The organism is Pseudomonas sp. TNT3, assembly GCF_010095445.2.
GTDB lineage: Bacteria > Pseudomonadota > Gammaproteobacteria > Pseudomonadales > Pseudomonadaceae > Aquipseudomonas.
Genome location: NZ_WFGV02000014.1, coordinates 98,786 through 116,937, shown reverse-complemented (window position 1 = coordinate 116,937; position 18,152 = coordinate 98,786). Strand labels below are relative to the sequence as shown.

16 protein-coding genes and 1 pseudogene are annotated in these 18,152 nt (G+C 59.8%); 7 read left to right on the top strand and 10 right to left on the bottom strand.

The window, feature by feature from the left end; translation table 11 throughout:
• A pseudogene (locus GBC55_RS11380) lies at positions 1–196 on the top strand (DUF2242 domain-containing protein); the annotation flags it as partial.
• A gap of 304 nt (positions 197–500) precedes the next feature.
• Here GBC55_RS11380 and GBC55_RS11375 read toward each other — a convergent pair.
• Together GBC55_RS11375 and GBC55_RS11370 are read right to left on the bottom strand one after the other, a co-directional pair.
• Positions 501–1,541 carry an AraC family transcriptional regulator gene (locus GBC55_RS11375; protein WP_162437568.1) on the bottom strand — a complete coding sequence of 347 codons (1,041 nt, stop codon included), beginning with the start codon at positions 1,539–1,541 and terminating at the stop codon, positions 501–503.
• Between the two features lie 3 nt (positions 1,542–1,544).
• Positions 1,545–2,675, bottom strand: coding sequence for a carbon-nitrogen hydrolase family protein (locus GBC55_RS11370; RefSeq protein WP_162437567.1), 1,131 nt, complete (start codon positions 2,673–2,675; stop codon positions 1,545–1,547).
• 210 nt (positions 2,676–2,885) lie between these two features.
• Between GBC55_RS11370 and GBC55_RS11365 the strand changes: the two genes are divergently transcribed.
• Both GBC55_RS11365 and GBC55_RS11360 read left to right on the top strand, forming a co-directional pair.
• On the top strand, positions 2,886–4,925 hold the full coding sequence (locus GBC55_RS11365; RefSeq protein WP_162437566.1) for an NADPH-dependent 2,4-dienoyl-CoA reductase: 2,040 nt from the start codon (positions 2,886–2,888) through the stop codon (positions 4,923–4,925).
• Positions 4,926–5,025: 100 nt separating this feature from the next.
• Complete coding sequence (locus tag GBC55_RS11360) at positions 5,026–5,949, top strand: pyridoxal-phosphate dependent enzyme (RefSeq protein WP_162437565.1); 924 nt, start codon at positions 5,026–5,028, stop codon at positions 5,947–5,949.
• A gap of 148 nt (positions 5,950–6,097) precedes the next feature.
• Here the strand turns inward: GBC55_RS11360 and GBC55_RS11355 are convergent, their stop codons facing one another.
• From GBC55_RS11355 to GBC55_RS11345, 3 genes are all read right to left on the bottom strand, one after another.
• A complete protein-coding gene (locus GBC55_RS11355; protein ID WP_162437564.1) occupies positions 6,098–6,646 on the bottom strand; it encodes a cytochrome b in 549 nt (182 codons plus the stop codon).
• A 189-nt stretch (positions 6,647–6,835) separates the two neighbouring features.
• The gene (gene phnX / locus GBC55_RS11350; RefSeq protein ID WP_162437563.1) at positions 6,836–7,663 is read right to left on the bottom strand and encodes a phosphonoacetaldehyde hydrolase; all 828 of its coding nucleotides are present in this window, start codon (positions 7,661–7,663) and stop codon (positions 6,836–6,838) included.
• Positions 7,664–7,756: 93 nt separating this feature from the next.
• A complete protein-coding gene (locus GBC55_RS11345) occupies positions 7,757–8,866 on the bottom strand; it encodes a 2-aminoethylphosphonate--pyruvate transaminase (protein ID WP_162437562.1) in 1,110 nt (369 codons plus the stop codon).
• 109 nt (positions 8,867–8,975) lie between these two features.
• Here GBC55_RS11345 and GBC55_RS11340 point away from each other — a divergent pair, with 109 nt between their 5' ends.
• Positions 8,976–9,842 carry a LysR substrate-binding domain-containing protein gene (locus GBC55_RS11340; RefSeq protein ID WP_162437561.1) on the top strand — a complete coding sequence of 289 codons (867 nt, stop codon included), beginning with the start codon at positions 8,976–8,978 and terminating at the stop codon, positions 9,840–9,842.
• 36 nt (positions 9,843–9,878) lie between these two features.
• Here GBC55_RS11340 and tssI read toward each other — a convergent pair whose 3' ends face one another.
• On the bottom strand, positions 9,879–11,279 hold the full coding sequence (tssI, locus tag GBC55_RS11335) for a type VI secretion system tip protein TssI/VgrG (protein ID WP_162437560.1): 1,401 nt from the start codon (positions 11,277–11,279) through the stop codon (positions 9,879–9,881).
• 225 nt (positions 11,280–11,504) lie between these two features.
• On the opposite strand from tssI, the gene GBC55_RS11330 reads away from it, so the two are divergent.
• Positions 11,505–12,212, top strand: a complete 708-nt coding sequence (locus GBC55_RS11330) for a YebC/PmpR family DNA-binding transcriptional regulator (protein ID WP_162437559.1) — start codon at positions 11,505–11,507, stop codon at positions 12,210–12,212.
• Positions 12,213–12,275: 63 nt separating this feature from the next.
• On the opposite strand, the gene GBC55_RS11325 is transcribed toward GBC55_RS11330, so the two are convergent.
• The 4 genes from GBC55_RS11325 to GBC55_RS11310 all read right to left on the bottom strand — a co-directional run bounded on the left by GBC55_RS11325 (position 12,276) and on the right by GBC55_RS11310 (position 16,333).
• Positions 12,276–13,583, bottom strand: a complete 1,308-nt coding sequence (locus tag GBC55_RS11325) for a leucine-rich repeat-containing protein kinase family protein (RefSeq protein WP_162437558.1) — start codon at positions 13,581–13,583, stop codon at positions 12,276–12,278.
• A gap of 202 nt (positions 13,584–13,785) precedes the next feature.
• Positions 13,786–14,913 (bottom strand): cell division protein ZapE, encoded by a 1,128-nt coding sequence (gene zapE, locus GBC55_RS11320; RefSeq protein WP_162437557.1) that lies wholly within the window; start codon positions 14,911–14,913, stop codon positions 13,786–13,788.
• 164 nt (positions 14,914–15,077) lie between these two features.
• Positions 15,078–15,830 carry an anti-sigma factor gene (locus GBC55_RS11315; RefSeq protein ID WP_162437556.1) on the bottom strand — a complete coding sequence of 251 codons (753 nt, stop codon included), beginning with the start codon at positions 15,828–15,830 and terminating at the stop codon, positions 15,078–15,080.
• Positions 15,827–16,333: a sigma-70 family RNA polymerase sigma factor gene (locus GBC55_RS11310; RefSeq protein ID WP_162437555.1), complete on the bottom strand. Its 507-nt coding sequence runs from the start codon at positions 16,331–16,333 to the stop codon at positions 15,827–15,829. Before GBC55_RS11310 ends, GBC55_RS11315 begins: the two co-directional genes overlap by 4 nt.
• 158 nt (positions 16,334–16,491) lie before the next feature.
• On the opposite strand from GBC55_RS11310, the gene GBC55_RS11305 reads away from it, so the two are divergent.
• Together GBC55_RS11305 and GBC55_RS11300 are read left to right on the top strand one after the other, a co-directional pair.
• Positions 16,492–17,577, top strand: a complete 1,086-nt coding sequence (locus GBC55_RS11305; protein WP_162437554.1) for a catalase family peroxidase — start codon at positions 16,492–16,494, stop codon at positions 17,575–17,577.
• Positions 17,574–18,119, top strand: a complete 546-nt coding sequence (locus GBC55_RS11300) for a cytochrome b (protein ID WP_162437553.1) — start codon at positions 17,574–17,576, stop codon at positions 18,117–18,119. The genes GBC55_RS11305 and GBC55_RS11300 overlap by 4 nt, the downstream gene beginning before the upstream one ends.
• The last annotated feature ends 33 nt before the right edge of the window (positions 18,120–18,152 follow it).

Sequence of the window (18,152 nt, the reverse complement as noted above, 5' to 3'; positions counted from 1 at the left end):
GGCTCCGGCAGCCGAACCTGCGCCAGCACCCGTTGAAGCCGCACCTGCAGCCTCCGAGCCCGTAGCGCCACCGGCTGAATCGGCGCCAATCACTCCGGTCGATACCGCTGAGCCCGCACCATCAACGGAAACGGTAACCCCACCTCAGGAATCGAGCCTGCCGCCACCGAGCGAGCCCATTCCTTCAGGCCAGTAAACCCCGTTTAAATTGACCGTCGTCAACCCAGGCCGTAGTCCTACGGCCTGTTCGAAAAAATCCTGTGATAAATCCTTGGACGCCTGCTACGTTTTATTAGTAGCTGCTGAACGTCGTACTTAAGTGCGTCATTTTTCTTTCACGTGGGCACTTTATGCTCAAGGCGTGGGTCATTTATTCAGGCATTTTTTAAACGAGTGGTAGGGGAGTCAAAATGGACGATTATCAAGAAGAGCTGCTCGAGTATCAGGCATTCGAACTGGATCCGCTGGAACCAGCAGAGGACGCTACAGAACTGTAAACATCAGGCGGATTGGCGATGACTTCGGCGAAATTCGCCGGGCGTCTGACCGTTCCAGCGTTTGAAAGCCCGTTGAAACGCCTCTGCTGATGCAAAGCCCAGCAGGTAGGCGATTTCACCGAACGCCAGTTCGGTATCACGGATGTAGGTCATCGCCAGGTCGCGGCGAGTGTCGTTGAGGATCGCGCGAAATTGCGTACCTTCTTCGGCAAGTTTGCGGCGCAAGGTCCAGGTGGGCAGCTTCAAACGTACCGCCACTTCTTCCAGGTCAGGTTCCTGGCCACCATTGAGCAACGGCCCAAGCAGCTGAGTGATGCGTTCACGCAAGCTGCGCGTGCGGGTCAATTGTTCCAATTCCCGTTCACATAACTGCAGCAGGTGTCGCCAGGTACTCGGGCAGTGTTCCGGGTTGCGCAGGGCGAGGCTGGCCAGGCTCAAACGCAGCTGGTTATGTTCGCAGCCAAACAGGATCGGGCACTCACCCAGCACTGCATACGCATTGATATAAGTGGGTGCCTCGAACTCGATTTCGATGCGTTCGGCACGCAGTGGGGCAGGGCTGATGCTGGACAATTGCTGCTGCCAGCCGGAGATGATCGAGTCCACCACAAAGCGGTTATAGGCGTTGTAAGGGCTGATGGAATAGAACCGCAGCCACGCGCCTTGGGCATCTTCATGGAAGCTCGATTGACCACGATAGTTGGAGCCGTACAGTGCTTCGAAGCGAATCAGGCACCGCGCCGCCTCGCGCACCGTCGGTGCCTGGGCGGCGGTAACCCCGGCCAGGCCTGCCTGACTCAGGCGACTGAGTTGGCCCATGCGTAAACCCAGTGCCGGGTCGCCGGTCAGCTGAATGGCGCTGTGACCCAGGCGCATATAGCGCGGAATCGAGAGTCGGGCGCCTGCTTCGCTCAAGCGCGCAGCATCGAGGCCGTATTGCTCCAGCAACGGCTGCGGGTCCAGAGCGTAACTGCGCACGGCGTCCGCCAGGCTATTAACGAAGCCTACCGACAGATCCCCAAGGCGCATCGGCAGTGGTTTCATGACTTACAACCACAGGTTCAGCAAACGTGCACCATGGGCGTTGCCGTCGGCGAAATGCTGCCCGTTGCTGCTGAGAAAACTTTGACCGGCACTGCCTTTATCCCAGAACTGGCCACGCAGGAACACGCTCATGCCGGCGATGGCCTGGCTGCTGGGCGGCTGGGCCGTCAGTGTCAGGCGTTGCCAGGCCTGGCCTTCACTGAGCTCGCCGGCCTTGAGGCTGATTGAGCTCGGTGTCGTCAACCCTTTGTAACCGCGCCACGGCTTGTCCCAGGCTCCGCGACCGGCGACATACGCCGGCACGGCGATCAGTTGGGCGCCCTGACTGTCGAGCTTGCGGTAGTTGTCCGGATACCAACTGTCACTGCCGATCAACACACCCAGACGTCCGGCAGGGGTGTCGACGACATTCAGGTCATGCTCACCGTTCGCCGCGATGACATCAATTTGATCGAAGACCGGGTGCATTTGACGTTGCGGCTGACCAATGGGCAGTCCGTCGCGATCGAACACGACGGAGCTGTTGAACAGCGCGCCACGACCGATTTTCAGCGTACCGTCGATGACACTCGGCTCGGGCAGCACGATGGAACCCGCGACCAGGGTCACGCGGAATTCTTTCGCCAGGCCACCAAACAACGCCTGGTAATCCTTTGCCATGCCTTTGGCTTTCATACGCAAGTGCGCATCATCCACGCGGTTCTCACCTTTGGCAGCGATCAGCGCGCGGGCGAACTTCAATGGATTGCTCACCGCCAGCCAGTTCATGGCGTCTTTCAAGGTGTTGGCCTGGTACAGCTCATCCTTCTCGCCACTGACCATCAGCCAGGTGCCGATGTGTTCAGGCAGTACGACGATGGTTTTTTCGTTGAGCAGGCCTTGCTCCTGAGCCTTCTGCAAATACGCGGCGAGCTTGCGGTGCAAGCGCTCGGAGCTTTGGTAGTCGGTGGGAAACAGCTCGGGCTGGATGCCCAGCAGGTTGCCGTGATCAGCGGGCGTCCCCTGGTCGACAGCGAGATCGATACGCAGGTCTGACAGGTAATGCCCCACCGGTCTGTCCGCGGCCCACATTGCGTAGGTCGTCAGGGCGGCAATCAATGCCATGGAAAAGGTCAGGTACAGAAGTTTGCGCATGGGAAAACAGTCAACGGCAGTGTGCAGGATTCGCGACTAGGGTAGGGCCCATGTCGCCGCTTGCCAAGGGGCGCTGCGCATTTGGATCAATAAGTTGTCAGTTACGGTCATTGAGCGACAGCGTCGCGGCTCTTAGTCTGTCGAACATGACTGATGGGGGCCGCAGAGCTCCCGCATTTTTTTCCGTGATCGCTCGTTGTGGAGTTACCGATGGCCGCCGCTCATTACCCGCACCTGTTGGCCCCGCTGGACCTGGGTTTTACCACGTTGCGTAACCGCACCCTGATGGGCTCGATGCACACGGGGCTCGAAGAGAAACCGGGTGGTTTCGAGCGCATGGCGGCGTACTTTGCCGAACGTGCCCTTGGCGGCGTTGGCTTGATGGTGACCGGCGGCATTGGCCCGAACGACGAGGGTGGCGTGTACTCCGGTGCGGCCAAGCTCACCACCGAGGAAGAAGCGCTCAAGCACCAGATCGTCACCCGTGCGGTGCACGAGGCGGGCGGCAAGATCTGCATGCAGATCCTCCACGCCGGGCGCTATGCCTACAGCCCGAAACAAGTCGCGCCGAGTGCGATTCAGGCGCCGATCAACCCGTTCAAGCCTAAAGAGCTGGACGAGGAAGGTATCGAGAAACAAATCAGCGATTTCGTGACCTGCTCGACCCTGGCGCAAAAAGCCGAGTACGACGGTGTCGAAATCATGGGCTCGGAAGGTTATTTCATTAACCAGTTCCTCGCCGCCCACACCAACCACCGCACCGACCGTTGGGGTGGCAGCTACGAAAACCGCATGCGCCTGCCGGTAGAGATCGTGCGCCGGGTGCGCGAAGCCGTTGGCCCGAATTTCATCATTATTTTCCGCCTGTCGATGCTCGACCTGGTGGAAGGCGGCAGCACCTGGGAAGAAATCGTGACCCTGGCCAAGGCCATCGAACAGGCCGGGGCAACGATCATCAACACCGGCATCGGCTGGCACGAAGCGCGGATTCCGACCATTGCCACCAAGGTTCCGCGCGCGGCATTCAGCAAAGTCACGGCCAAGCTGCGGGGTTCGGTGAGCATTCCATTGATCACCACCAACCGTATCAACACGCCGGAAGTCGCCGAGCAGATTCTGGCTGAAGGCGACGCCGACATGGTGTCCATGGCACGGCCGTTCCTCGCCGACCCGGATTTCGTCAACAAGGCCGCCGCCGGCCGTGGCGACGAAATCAACACGTGCATCGGTTGCAACCAGGCCTGCCTGGACCACACGTTCGGTGGCAAGTTGACCAGTTGCCTGGTGAACCCTCGGGCCTGTCATGAAACCGAGCTCAACTACCTGCCAGTGAAACAGATCAAGAAAATCGCGGTAGTCGGTGCCGGTCCTGCAGGTTTGTCGGCAGCGACCGTGGCGGCTGAGCGTGGCCATCAGGTGACGTTGTTCGATTCGGCCAGCGAAATCGGTGGTCAGTTCAACATCGCCAAGCGCGTACCGGGTAAGGAAGAGTTTTTCGAAACCTTGCGTTATTTCGGCCGCAAATTGCAGACCACCCACGTCGAGGTGTGCCTGAACACACGTGTCGATGTGGCCACACTGGTGGCAGGCGGTTACGACGAGATTATCCTCGCCACGGGTATCGCCCCAAGAACGCCGGCCATTCCCGGTGTCGAGAATGCCAAGGTGTTGAGCTACCTGGACGTGATCCTGGAGCGCAAACCGGTGGGCAAACGTGTCGCCGTCATCGGCGCGGGTGGTATTGGTTTTGACGTGTCGGAATTCCTCGTGCATCAGGGCGTGTCCACCAGCCTTGATCGTGAAGCATTCTGGAAAGAATGGGGCATCGACACCCATCTGGAAGCGCGCGGCGGCGTCGCCGGCATCAAGGCCGAGCCACATGCTCCGGCCCGCGAAGTGTTCCTGCTGCAACGCAAGAAATCCAAGGTGGGCGACGGCCTGGGTAAAACCACTGGCTGGATTCACCGTACAGGTCTTAAAAACAAACAGGTGCAAATGCTCAACAGCGTCGAATACCTGAAGATCGACGATGAAGGCTTGCATATCCGCATTGGTGAAACCGGTGAGCCGCAGGTGCTGGCCGTGGACAATATCGTGATCTGTGCCGGTCAGGATCCATTGCGCGAGTTGCAGGACGGCTTGACTGCCGCGGGGCAGAATGTGCATTTGATCGGTGGTGCGGACGTGGCGGCAGAGCTCGATGCCAAGCGCGCGATCAATCAGGGTTCGCGGTTGGCTGCCGAGTTGTAACTTTCGAAAATCCTTGTAGCAGCTGGCGCAGCCTGCGCCAGCTGCTACAAGGCCTGCGGTGACTGATAGACTCGATTCTTTTCCAGATCGCGCACAGCCAATGCTTTTTCCCTCGTCCAGCTGGCTTCCCCCGATTCCCCTTGAACTCGTGAATCTCGACTGGCTTACCCACGCCGGTATCGAATTGGCGATTCTGCGTCTTGACCAGATAGATCCGCTGATCAGCGGCAACAAGTGGTTCAAGCTTATCGAGCATCTGAAGGCGGCCGACCAGTGCGCAGCCAAAGGCATCATCAGTCTCGGTGGTGCGCATTCCAACCACCTGCACGCGCTCGCCGCCGCTGGTAAGCGCTTTGGGTTTCCCACTGTCGGCCTGTTGCGCGGTCACCCTCAGGACACTCCTACGGTCGAAGACCTTCACGCGTTCGGCATGCAATTGCATTGGCTGGGTTATGGCGGTTATCGAGCGCGGAACACGCCGGGTTTCTGGTTGCCCTGGCAGGCGCAGTATGCGGATTTTCAAGCGGTTCCCGAAGGCGGCGGTGGGCTTCTGGGCGCGCGAGGTTGCATGCAGCTCAAGGCTGCCGTCCACGATCAATTGCGCAGTGTGGGATGGCGTGATTACGACGGTTGGTGGCTGGCCTGCGGTACCGGAACCACCCTGGCCGGATTGGTATTGGCGGAAGCGGGAGAGCATCCGGTGTATGGCGCACTGGCGGTGCCCGATGATCATGGCGTGGCGCAGCAGGTCCAATCAATTGTGCAAGAAGCGGGCTTGCGACAGCCCCTGTACGAACTGCTCGATGCGAGCCGTGGCGGCTTTGCCAAAGTCGATCCGCTGTTGCTCGAGTTCATTGAGCAGGCGGAACAGGCCAGCGGTGTTCCCCTCGAACCGCTGTACACCGGCAAGGCACTGCTGGCGCTCAAGCAGCAGGTGGCAGCCGGACGGTTCAAGAAAGGTACCCGCCTGATCTTCGTCCACACCGGCGGCTTGCAGGGGCGCCGTGGCTTCCAATCAATGTAGCAGCTGGCGAAGCCTGCGTTCGGCTGCGCAGCAGTCGTGAAGATTTTGGGGCCGCTGCGCGACCCAGCGGGGATAAATCCCCTCGCCACACCGCAGCCGAACGCAGGGGTTCGCCAGCTGCTACAGGAGGCTGTTTTTTTTGCGCCATTCAGCCGCGTTTGGGCATCATCCGCAGAAGGGTGTTATCGCGCACCACGTAATGGTGATAAATCCCCGCCAACGCATGCAGGCCGATCAGCCAGTAGCCGATCGTTCCGCCCAGCACGTGCCAGCCTTCGATCTGTTTCGCCAGCGCCTTGTCTTCCGACAACAGCATTGGCAGGTCGAAGCCGTAGAACATCACCTGATGGCCCTTGGCGCTGGTCACCAGCCATCCCAGAATCGGCATGGCAATCATGAAAATGTAGAGCGCCCAGTGCATCAGTCTGGCCAATACCGTCTGCCACTGAGGCGATGCCGGGAAGATTTTCGGCGCCGGGCCGAGGCTGCGCGCGAACAGGCGTAGCCAGACCAACACAAATACCGTCAGGCCAAGCAGGAAATGCGATTCAGTGATCAGCGTCCGGCCGCCACTGCCCTTGGGAAAGATCCCGCGAAATTCAATGCAGGCATACACCAGTGCCAACAGCACCAGCATCAACCAATGCAACGTGATCGATACGGTGCTGTAGCGTGATTCGGAGTTTGTCCAGGGCATACGGGTGTTCCTCACAGGTCGGTTCCAGCGTCACCGTTCTCATTCGACGGCGTGCTTTAACTGTAAGCCTGTTTCATCGGGTTTGCCTGAGGCTATCGACCTTTCAATGCCCTGGCTCAACAGATTGACCAAAAAAAAGCGCCAGTTCCGCTAAAGAACTGGCGCTTTGAAATCCCCCGTGCGAGTTGATCAGCTGCTTTGTGGCATTTCACCGTTCGCCAGGCGCTTGTTGATATCGGCGATCACCTCCGGCAAATCGGCAATGGTATCGATCATGTAGTGAGGACGAGAGCCTTCGAACATCCCGTGGATACGCGTGCGCTCGCTGTCCAGCTGGTCGCTGCCGAGGGCGCGAAAACCTTCATAATCCAGGCCCAATGCGTTACCCGAGCAGATCAGTGCCACGGTCCACATGCCGGCGCGACGACCTTCAAGAATGCCCGGCACCGTGTCATCGATTTTCACGCAGGCCGCGACATCGTCGATCCCCAGGGCGATGACATTGGCCAGTGCCTGTGCCGGCCATGGACGACCGTTCGGAACTTCATCGGTGGCCACAACGTGGTCGGCGATGTAGCCGTTTGTGGCCGCCAGTTCGACCACTTTGTCCATGACCTGTTTCGGGTAACCGGAGCAGGAACCGATCTTGATCCCTTGTTGGCGCAGGAGGGCGATGGTGTCCAGCGCGCCCGGAATCAATGCCGAGTGCTCAGCGATCTTTTCAATCTGCAAAGGCATGAAGCGTTTGTAGATGGCGGTGACGTCATCGTCGGTTGGCGTGCGGCCGAACACCGCGCGATAACGCTCTGCCACTTGCGGTTGGTTGCACAGGGTGCGGATGTGATCCCACTTGCCCATGCCCATCGGACCGCGGGCTTCTTCGATCGACACCTGGACGTCGAACTCGGCGAAGGCCTCGACAAAAATCTGCGTCGGCGCGAAAGAACCGAAATCGACCACGGTGCCGGCCCAGTCGAGGATCGCGGCCTGGAGCTTGGTTGGGTTTGCGTAGTTCATGGTAATCAAATCCTGTCGTTGGAAAAAAGATAATCCCTGCAGCAGCTGTCGAGCCTGCGAGGCTGCGTTCGGCAGCTGCTACAGGGTCGGGAGTCAAATTTCTAAAACTTCCATCTCACGCAACACTTCACCGACCGCCGCCACGGCCGCGTGCATCTCGGCCTGATTAACGTGGCCGATGCAACCGACGCGGAACGTTTCAACCTGGGTCAGCTTTCCGGGATAAAGAATGAAACCCTTGGCTTTCACACGCTCGTAGAACTCCTTGAACTGGTAGCGCGGGTCTTTCGGCGCGTGGAACGTCACGATGATCGGCGCCTGGATCGCGGCCGGCAGGAAGCTGCGCAAGCCCAGACGGGCCATGTCATCCAGCAGCACCTGGCAATTGTTCGCATAGCGTTGATGCCGGGCCGGCAAGCCGCCTTCTTCGTTGTATTGCAAGAGGGCTTCGTGCAGCGCGGCGACCACGTGAGTCGGCGGAGTGAAGCGCCATTGGCCGGTCTTGGCCATGTAGGCGTGCTGGTCGTACAGGTCCATCGCCAGGGAGTGGGAATTGCCGGCGGCATTTGCCAGGGATTCTTTGCGAGCGAATACGAACCCCATACCCGGTACGCCCTCGAGGCATTTGCCCGAGGCGGCGATCAACGCGTCAAAGGGCACCTGCTGCGCATCGATCGGCAGGCCTGCGAAGGAACTCATGGCGTCGATGATCAGGCGTTTGCCGTGCTGCGCAACGACCTGGGCGATGTCGGGCAGCGGGTTGAGGATGCCGGTGCTGGTTTCGCAGTGGATCAGCGCGATGTGAGTAATGCTGGAATCGGCGTGAAGCAGGCGATCCACGTCGGCGGCGGTGGTCGGTTCGTCTTCGGCGGTTTCGAAGGTGCTGAACGAGCGACCCAGTACTTCACAGATTTTCGCCAGGCGTTTGCCGTAGGCACCGTTGATCAGCACCAGGACCTTGCCGTCACGGGGCACCAGAGTGCCGATCGCCGCTTCGACCGCGAAAGTCCCGCTGCCTTGCAGAGGCACACAGTGATGGCTTTCGGCGCCATTGATGATTGCCAGCAGTTGCTCGCACACGCTGGCGGTCAGTTGATTGAACCGGTCATCCCATGAACCCCAGTCGACCATCATGGCCTGGCGAGTGCGGGCCGACGTGGTCAGTGGGCCAGGGGTGAGCAGGATGGGTTCGGCAGTACTCAATCTCGTGTCCTCGTAATCGATGGGGTAAAGCTACGGGGCTTAAATTGCAATTTGCCGTGCTATCAATCAAATTGTTTATTGTTATGCCAGCCATCAGTGAGAATTATTCATGAACTTGTTCCAGCTCCGCGCGTTCGATGCCGTGGCCCGCGAAGGCAGTTTTACCCGGGCTGCTGCGCGGTTGTTCATCAGCCAGCCTGCGGTCACCGGGCACATCAAGGCGCTGGAAGAGCATTACCAGATCACTTTGTTGCGGCGCACGGCGCGACGGGTGGAGCTGACGGAGGAGGGGATAAAGCTCGCCGCCATCACCCGGGCGATGTTTGGTCTTGCTGAAGAGGCGCAGGTGATGCTGGAGGCAAATCGACAACTGCTGACCGGGCGTCTGGAGGTGGCCGCGGACGGGCCGCACCTGGTCATGCCGATGCTGGCCAGCTTGCGTGCGAGGTATCCGGGCGTCACGGTGAACCTGCGCTTGGGTAATGCTCAGGAAACCCTGACGGCGCTGTTGTCAGAGCATGCCGACGTGGCCGTGCTGACCGAGGTTGAGCCGCGCAAGGGGTTGCACTTGCAGGCGTTGAGCGAATCGCGAATCTGCGCGCTGGTGCCGGCGGGGCATCCATGGGCGCAGCGTTCCAAGGCCGTGCACATCAAGGAATTGGATCAGGTGATCATGGTGTTGCGTGAGCCGGGCTCGGTGACCCGGACCACGTTTGATGACGCCTGTGCTCAAGCAAAGGTTAATCCGCGCGTACTGCTGGAGCTGGACAGCCGTGAGGCGGTAACGGAAGCGGTGGCCGCGCAGTTGGGGGTTGGCGTGGTGTCTTCGGTGGAGGTGAGCCACGACCCGCGGGTGGTGGCGGTCTCGATTATCGGTGACGGGCTGGGTAATCGGCACATGATCGGGTGCATGGAGCGGCGTCGCAATTTGCGGTTGATACAGGCGTTTTTCGAGTTGGCGCCCGGGATGAGTTGACCGCCATCCCTGTACCATCCAGATGCAATGTTTGACTCAACGATTGATCAACCAATCAAACAACAGGCCGGTATTGCCGCCGTGTCGCGGCTCGGGCTTGCTCTGTCGGGATTGTCTGCTGCCAGCCCACATCACCGGGCGATCCGGGTCGCTGTCGAGAAAACTGACGAATACGTCAGTACCGGCTTTCGGCAGTCCGACAAGGTTCGAGTGAGCGTCCGGTGTCGCGCAGACGATGGGCACCCACATGCCGTCGGGCTCTTCCGGGTCGGGTTCGGACGTTGGCCACAACCTGACCTGAACGCGGCCTTGATCATCCCGTGTGGCGGGTTGTCCTGGACAGCCAAGTACGCGCGCGGGCTGATACCCGGGAATGCGGGTTTTAGTGCGCGTGACTGGCGGCCGGAAAACCGTTGACCAGGGAATGGCGGTGAATTGATTGTGGTAACTCGCGGCAATGCTGTCTTGGGCCAGAATCGAGGGATGCTGCCCGTGGTGCCGGACCTCGGTGAGCAGCCACTGATCGTTGAAGCTCATGATGGGATGCTCTGAGACCTGGACAATCCGTGCGCTGCGCAATGCAGGCTGTGTGCTTTCACCGTGGATTTGCTGCGGTGTGCAGCGCAGGCGCTCCAGTTCCCGTTGGCTGCATTGCTGGTGATGAACCTGCTCGGGAGTGGACAGAACGGCAGTTCGCGATGCCTTGGCGAAGGCGTGGTTGGCGGCATCGCCGAGCGTGTCGGGTATACCGCGATTTTTCGCCTGCCGTTGTGCGTGCGTGTGCAGGGCATCGTGGCGCTGATACAAACGCGTAATTGCCGACGCCGCGTTTAAGTCATCCACTTCATTTTGGAAAGGCGACAATTGCGGGTCCTGAGGGAAGCTCAGGCCGTCATCGGCCAGCACCAGCACGTGACCGTTCCGGTGATGTTCGAAGTGAAAGTGGATGCCTTCTTCTTCGCATAGTCGCTTCAACAGGGCCAGATCACTTTCCTCGTACTGAATGCAAAAAGGTCGGGGTGGGTACTGGCCGTTCAGCTCGATGCGATAGCTCTCTTCGGGCAGTTCATTTTGCTCCAGTAATTGACGCAGGATGGTCGGTACGTCGAGGTGATGAAACACCCGGCGGCAGGTGTCTGATTCCAGCCTTTGAAGGTAGGGAACCACTGTCAGCGTGTAGCCGATCTGAAGCGATCCATGATGCTCGCGTGTGGCGCTGTGGACACTGCCATGAATCCCGTCGCCGTTCCCCAGATCGAGAAAAACCGGCTTTCGCAGCAGCCTGCCGAAGTCCATGGCCGGTGCCATGGCAATCACCTCAATCTCGAAACGATAGAGCTGGTTGAGTCCTTCAGAACCCTTGAACCGCAATGCCTGAAGCGTCAGATCGCCCTCCAGGAGAGTGAGCGTGAAGGGGCTTTCCTTGTCGTTATGCATAGGGCGCGCTTGTGCTGTGAGTACGGATGCAGAGGGTACGAAACCGCAGCAGATTAGGGATGCGGCAATCGACTTTTCAGAATCGCCCTACAACCCTCGGTGAAGAAGCCGATCTGTCTGTCGGTGAAGGTGGAATTTTTGGTCGATTGCCAACTTTAGGCCGTATAAACTTGCGCAAAGCGTCGGCCAATAGATGTCTCGGCGCCACAGATAAGAGAGTGAGTAATGGGCGCACAGTGGAAGGTTAAACACAAAGAAGCGGCATCTAACGCCAAAGGGAAGATTTTCGGCAAACTGGTGAAAGAAATCACCATCGCTGCGCGTAACGGTGCCGATGTGACAACCAACGCGCACTTGCGCCTGGTGGTTGAACAGGCCAAAAAAGCTTCGATGCCCCGTGAAACCCTGGAGCGGGCGATCAAGAAAGGTTCGGGCCAGCTCGGCGAGACGGTGCAGTACCATCGCGTAACGTATGAAGGGTTCGCGCCGCACCAAGTGCCCCTGATCGTTGAATGCGTGACCGATAACATCAACCGCACGGTCGCCGAAATCCGCGTTGCGTTCCGCAAGGGCCAACTGGGCGCTTCGGGTTCGGTGTCCTGGGACTTCAACCATGTCGGCATGATCGAGGCGTCCCCGGACAGCCCTGACGCCGATCCGGAAATGGCCGCTATTGAAGCGGGTGCCCAGGATTTCGAGCTAGGCGAAGAAGAGGGGACCACCTTGTTCCTGACCGAGCCGGCGGACCTTGATGCGGTGCAGAAAGCGTTGCCGGAGCAGGGCTTCACGGTGTTGTCGGCAAAACTGGGCTATCAGCCGAAGAACCCGGTCAGCGGTTTGAGCGACGAGCAAATGGCCGAAGTCGAAGCCTTCCTCGAAGGCCTGGATAACCATGATGACGTGCAGGACATGTTTGTCGGGTTGGCGGGTTGATTTGAGCTGTATGCAATGACAAATGTGGCGGGGGAACTTGCTCCCTCGCCACAGGTTATGGGGTCACCTTAACTCCCGTACAACGTCACTGAACCCAGGTCGAGCCAGCACGTCCGGCTGACAGCAACGCTGCTGTAAATCCTCCAGCTGCCCACGGCTTTCATCGCTCAGTCCTGAGTCGATCCGCTCCAGCAACTCCCCTAGCAGAACCCCGAACGCGCGCACTTCAATCCGTTGCAATGCCCGGCTATCGGGATTGTCCGTGGTCGCGTGAAAAGACGCTGCACCAAAGTCTCCCAGCAGACAATCACCTTGATCATTGCAAAGAATATTGTGGCCATAGAGGTCGCCGTGAGTGATGCCGTGTCGATGCAGGTGTTCGGCCACCGACGCAACGCCCTTGGCGATACGCAAGGCAACGTCCGCGCTGAAACGGGCATCGTCGGCATACACATCACGGGTGCAGGACTCAAGGCTCGGCAGCCCGGCGAGATTGCGGAAACTCGGCTCGATCAGCTCCATCACCAACCCGGCTTGCGCCTGTGGATGCCCGGTGATTCGTCCTTCGACCCGAATCAGGTTCGGGTGGATTCCAGCGGTGATGCAGGCGTTCATTTCGTGCAACGGCGAGCCATCACTGGTCATCTCGCCCTTGTAGAGCTTGACCGCGACCTGGGTGGCAGATGTGTTCGCAGGCTGCAGCGTGGCTCGATGAATCACCCCCGAAGCCCCTTCGCCAAGCGGCTGCTCCAGGCGCAGCGATGACCAGGGGATGCTCGGGGTTGCTTCAAGGGCCGCCGCGTCGGCTTCGGTCTCCAGCGGGTTGCCGGCGAAGGCCAGCCACGTCAGGCGGGGCAGCGTGAGCAGCCAGTCGGGAAGCACTTCGAGCTGGTTGGCAGCGATGCGGATCAGTTCGAGTCGATGGCACTGGCGCAGGCTTTCGGGCAACTGCTGCAAGCGGTTACCCGCCAGCATGAGTTTTTGCAGGTATGGGCGTTCACCCAGCTCGGTCGGTAATTCGCTGATGCAGTTGTCGGTCAGGATCAGCCAGCGCAACAACGGTGGCAATGCGGCGCCCGGCACCTGTTCAATGTGGTTGGCCTTGAAACCGACCATGGTCAGCGCGGCGCAACGGCCCACGCAGGCGGGCAGTTCCGTGAACGCATTGTCCGAGCAGAACAGCACGCGCAAACGTGTCAGGCGGTGCAGATCATCCGGCAGTTGGCTCAGGGCATTGCCGCTGAGGTTGAGCACCTCCAAGGTATCCGCCAGGTCGAAGATTTCCCGGGGGAACTCCGTCAGGCCGCAGGCGAGGTCCAGTCGGGTAGCGCCTGCCAGTGTTCCGGCGCGCAGTTGGGCAAGGGTGTCCATGAACGGGGTTCGCTATTGATCGAGGGAAGGGCGTAGAGGCCTGAAGATGGGCGACATGATAGCGGGAAAAATGTGGCGCTTGTCAGGCCGTTATCGCTAGCAGGCTAGCTCCCACAGTGATCGAGTTGTCTGGGCGGACGCGGTCAACGGTGGGAGCTAGCCTGCTAGCGATGACGGCACCAGCCACACCAAAGAATACAGATCAAACGATACCCTTGACCTCCACCAACTGCCCCAACCGACTACGCGTCCGCGCCAGATCAATCGCCTCTCCCTCCAGGCTTTCACGCAACGACTGCTGGCCAAGCAAGGTCAGGTGCTTGTCCTGATCGTACAAAACGTCAACCAGATTGATGAACCGCTGCTGCGCCGCAATGGACGCATCGGCCAGGCTGGGCAGCGCGACGATGATCCAGTGATCAAACCGTCGGCACAGCTCCAGATAGTCCATCACCGCCGTGGGCTGGTCACACAGATCGGCAAAGGTAAAACCGACCGTGCGCCCTTTGCAGTATCGGGCTTGAAGGTGTCGGGTTCCGACGGGCAGCTTGATCGGCGGCGTATCACTATCGGGCAGGTTCAGTGCCTGACGCTGCCGTGTCGTGTCTGGCCAAAGGTACTGACCTTGAGTGAAAAGCTGTTGAGCGTGGGTTCTTGCCTGGCTGCGGTAATCGTGCGGCCCACCGACTTCCATGACCTGCATGCGCGCGTTGATCAGGTCGATCACCGGTTTGAACCGCGCGTGGTAAAGCGGGTTTGGCAGCAAACCTTCCGGAGGGTAATTGGAGGTGACCAGCAGCAGGATGCCCCGCTGGAAAAGCGCTTTGAACAGTCGCGTGATGAGCATCGCATCGCCGATGTCATGGACGTGAAATTCGTCAAAACACAGTACCCGGCAATCGCTCAGCAGTTCATCGAGGGTGAGGTCCAGGGCGTCGGGCCGATCACGATGACTGAACATGCCCTGATGCAGCTGAGCGAAGAACTCATGGAAGTGCAGCCGGCGTTTTTCCGCGATCGGGATGGCCTGGAAAAATCCGTCGAGCAACCAGCTCTTGCCACGCCCGACGGCGCCATGCAGGTAAAGTCCGGGAAGGGTTTTCGCCGAAGCGCCCAGCAACGCCGAGGCGTGCTGTGCCATGCAGTCGATTACGCGCTGCTGACTGTGGCTGAGGGTGTAACCCTGGGCGTGCGCCCTGTGGCGGAAGTAGTCGTGAACGAGCCGACCGCTGGCGTTGCTGGTGGACGCATTCGAGGCTTTGCCCAGCAAGCGGCGCAGTACAGGCCAGCGTGGTGTGAGTCGCGGACGGTTAGGTGGTCGAACGGCCACTGTGATAGCACTCTGTGATGGTCAGGCCGTCGCCCCAAGCGGCGACGGCACAGTTTAACCAAATAGAGATTTTTCCTTCCAGTCACTCCGAGCCTTGCCGCGAGCCATTGGACAGAAATCTGCGGATGCATACCACGCTCGCGACCCTGTCGGTTGGGGCGGGTTCAGAACTGTACGGTCTGCTTGAGCATCTGCGCCGCCGAGGTGTCGCTCGGGCTGACCATTGCATAGTTGTAGCCGGCGCCCGACCAGTACTCGGCCTGCAGCTCGCCGTCGTGGCGACTGCCCCTGGGCAGGAAGAGGTTTTTGGGGCCAGGTGGGCGTACGTAAAAGCTGATTTTCTGCCCCTCGGGGTTTTCGTAGACCACCATCGCCGCGGGTCCCTGTTCGGTGCTGAGCAACCGTCCGCTGACCGGTTTGAACCCTGCGCTCGCAAGGTTCGGCAGGCGGTTGGCCCGGGTGAAATAGCGGTCAAGCCAACCTTGTACATCGCCATCGTCGCTGACCTTGAAATCCGCCGGCAAAATGCCTTGCTGCGCAAACAGACGGTACGCCTGCAGGGCATCGGTCATGGGTGCCTGGGCACTGACTAGGGTCATCTCGCGGGCCTGCCAGCCACTGAACCCGCCGACACTGACGGCAATCAGCAGCACAGCGGCGCTCGCCAGATGACGGCGCGATTGTCGTTTGACTCGCTGGCGAATCATTGAGGGTGTGAGTTGCGGATTGACCGGTTGCTGCAACAAGCCGCTCAAACCTGCCCGCAGTTGCTGAGCGTCCCGCTGCCAGGCACGCACAGTGGCTGCCACTTCGGCATTGCTTGCCAGAAAAGTCTCCACCAGACGACGGTCATCGTCGCTGAGCTGGTGGTCGATGTAAGCGTGCAGGTCACGCTCGCTTGGGGGCATGCTGATCATTTAAGTCTCCGCAAAGCAGGGCGGATGATTTCACCCTCGCTGAGGTGGCGCAACGCTTGGCGGGCGCGGGACAGACGGGACATCACGGTGCCAATGGGCACGCCGAGAATCTCGGCGACCTCCTTATAACTCAGGCCTTCTACCGACACCCAGAGCAGCAGCGCGCGTTGTTCAGTGGTGAGTTGGTCGAAGGCCTGAAGGGTGGATTGGGCGATCACGGTGCGTTCCGCCGATGGCTGCGAGTCATCACGGCCGGTGAAGAATTCGAGCATTCGCGCGTATCGCCGGGTGCGCCGATGCGCATCGAGAAACTGTCGATACAAAATCGAAAACAACCAGGCGCGCAGATCTCCTTCGGGGCGTTTGTCGTTCCAGCGCGACAATGCCCGCTCCAGGCTGGCCTGCACCAGGTCATCGGCGCTGCTGGGGTTGCGCGTGAGCGAAAGCGCAAACCGCCGCAGTCTGGGAATGATTTCACTCAGTTGTTCGTCGATATCGCTCATGAATTTCTAACCAGTCACTACGCTCTGTGAATGGGAGACGTCCGGCATTGGAGGTTATTCCACGCCTGAACAAATAAATACCGGGCCATGGAATAAACCGCCCGGGCGTTCGTCTGCTTGATTCTTCTCACTTGTGGCCGATGGCCCTGGAGTCATTCATGGTAGATCGCTCATCACCGCCCACTCGACCACCGCTCAGTGCTGCAAGCCTGGTGTTTCGTCTGGCCGGTATCGCCGTGGTCGTCGCGGTCGTGGCCGGGGCTTTTGCCTACGTCAACGGCACGTTTGATCCACAGCGGCTAACGCCGAAAAAGTTGATCAATGTTCTGGAAACCAACAACGGCGTGCATCCGGGGTTCCGGCGAAACCATTCCAAAGGCGTGTGTGTGATCGGCCATTTCGAGAGCAGCAGCGAGGCGCGCAATTACTCCACTGCGCAGGTGTTCAATGAAGAGCGCACCCCTGTGGTGGGTCGTTTTGCCTTGCCGGCCGGCAACCCGTATGCCCCGGACAACAGCGTGCCGATCCGCAGCATGGCCCTGCGCTTCACCCAGGCCAACGGCCAGCAGTGGCGCACCGGGATGAACAGCATGCCGGTGTTCCCGGTGGGTACCCCTGAAGCGTTCTACCAATTTCAACAAGCCCAGTCTCCCGTCCCGGCCACTGGCAAACCGGACCCGGCGGCAGTCCCGGCGTTTTTCGCTTCACACCCGGAAGCCATACCTTTCCTGACATGGGTTAAAACGGCCAAGCCTTCCGCCAGCTACGTGACGGAAACCTATAACAGCGTCAATGCGTTCTACCTGGTCAATTCCGCCGGGCAACGTCAGGCCGTGCGCTGGAGCATGGTGCCGGTGGCGCAGGATGCAGCGGGTGCGACGGCACCGGCGGGTGGGGATTTCCTGGAGAAAGACCTGGTCCAGCGAATCGCCGCAGGACCGTTGCGCTGGCAGCTGAACATCACGCTGGCTGACCCGGGTGACCCGGTGAACGATGCCAGCAAGCCCTGGCCTGACGGGCGCAAAGTGCTGAACGCGGGCACGCTGGTGCTCGAAAGCACCCAGCCGCAGCTCAATGGCGAATGCCGCGACATCAACTATGACCCGCTCGTATTGCCTGCCGGCATCGAAGGTTCGGACGATCCATTGCTCGCCGCTCGTTCCGCCGGGTACGCCAGTTCCTATCTGCGACGCACCAGCGAAGTCAGCCAGTTGCCCGCCGCCAAACAGGAGGCTCAACAATGAGCACTCAACCGAACCATTTCGCACCGTTGGCGCGGCTGCTGCATTGGCTGATGGCACTGATGGTCATCGCCATGCTGTTTATTGGCGCGGGCATGGTCGCCTCGGTGTCAGAGCGTCATGAGTGGCTGATCCATCTGCACAAACCCTTGGGCATCGCCATTCTGCTGCTGGTCATCGTGCGCCTGGTGGTGCGGTTTTCCACCCGGCAGCCGCCATTGCCCGCGGATTTGCCGGGATGGCAGGTGTTGGCGGCCAAGGCATCTCATGTGTTGCTGTACGCCTTGATGCTGATCTTGCCATTGCTGGGCTGGGCCATGATCTCGGCGGCGGGTGACCCGGTGATGCTCAGCAGCTCGTTGCAATTGCCGTCGATCGTGCCGGCCAACGCCCAGGTGTTTGCGATCTTGCGCAAGGCTCACGGTTACTTGGCGTATCTGCTGTTTCTGACCGTACTGCTGCATTTGGCGGCAGCGTTGTTCCACGGTTGGGTGCGCCGCGACGATGTGCTGGACAGCATGCTGCGGGGCAAGGATCGCGTTTGATTTCTTAGCCACGTCGAATCTGAGGAGATACAC

Coding starts and splice junctions, on each gene's coding strand:
- GBC55_RS11330 (WP_162437559.1), top strand. CDS start 11,505: ATGGGCGCACAGTGGAAGGTTAAACACAAAGAAGCGGCATCTAACGCC.
- tssI (WP_162437560.1), bottom strand. CDS start 11,279: ATGCATAACGACAAGGAAAGCCCCTTCACGCTCACTCTCCTGGAGGGC.
- GBC55_RS11375 (WP_162437568.1), bottom strand. CDS start 1,541: ATGAAACCACTGCCGATGCGCCTTGGGGATCTGTCGGTAGGCTTCGTT.
- GBC55_RS11365 (WP_162437566.1), top strand. CDS start 2,886: ATGGCCGCCGCTCATTACCCGCACCTGTTGGCCCCGCTGGACCTGGGT.
- GBC55_RS11305 (WP_162437554.1), top strand. CDS start 16,492: ATGGTAGATCGCTCATCACCGCCCACTCGACCACCGCTCAGTGCTGCA.
- GBC55_RS11315 (WP_162437556.1), bottom strand. CDS start 15,830: ATGATCAGCATGCCCCCAAGCGAGCGTGACCTGCACGCTTACATCGAC.
- phnX (WP_162437563.1), bottom strand. CDS start 7,663: ATGAACTACGCAAACCCAACCAAGCTCCAGGCCGCGATCCTCGACTGG.
- GBC55_RS11300 (WP_162437553.1), top strand. CDS start 17,574: ATGAGCACTCAACCGAACCATTTCGCACCGTTGGCGCGGCTGCTGCAT.
- GBC55_RS11370 (WP_162437567.1), bottom strand. CDS start 2,675: ATGCGCAAACTTCTGTACCTGACCTTTTCCATGGCATTGATTGCCGCC.
- GBC55_RS11325 (WP_162437558.1), bottom strand. CDS start 13,583: ATGGACACCCTTGCCCAACTGCGCGCCGGAACACTGGCAGGCGCTACC.
- GBC55_RS11310 (WP_162437555.1), bottom strand. CDS start 16,333: ATGAGCGATATCGACGAACAACTGAGTGAAATCATTCCCAGACTGCGG.
- GBC55_RS11340 (WP_162437561.1), top strand. CDS start 8,976: ATGAACTTGTTCCAGCTCCGCGCGTTCGATGCCGTGGCCCGCGAAGGC.
- GBC55_RS11360 (WP_162437565.1), top strand. CDS start 5,026: ATGCTTTTTCCCTCGTCCAGCTGGCTTCCCCCGATTCCCCTTGAACTC.
- GBC55_RS11355 (WP_162437564.1), bottom strand. CDS start 6,646: ATGCCCTGGACAAACTCCGAATCACGCTACAGCACCGTATCGATCACG.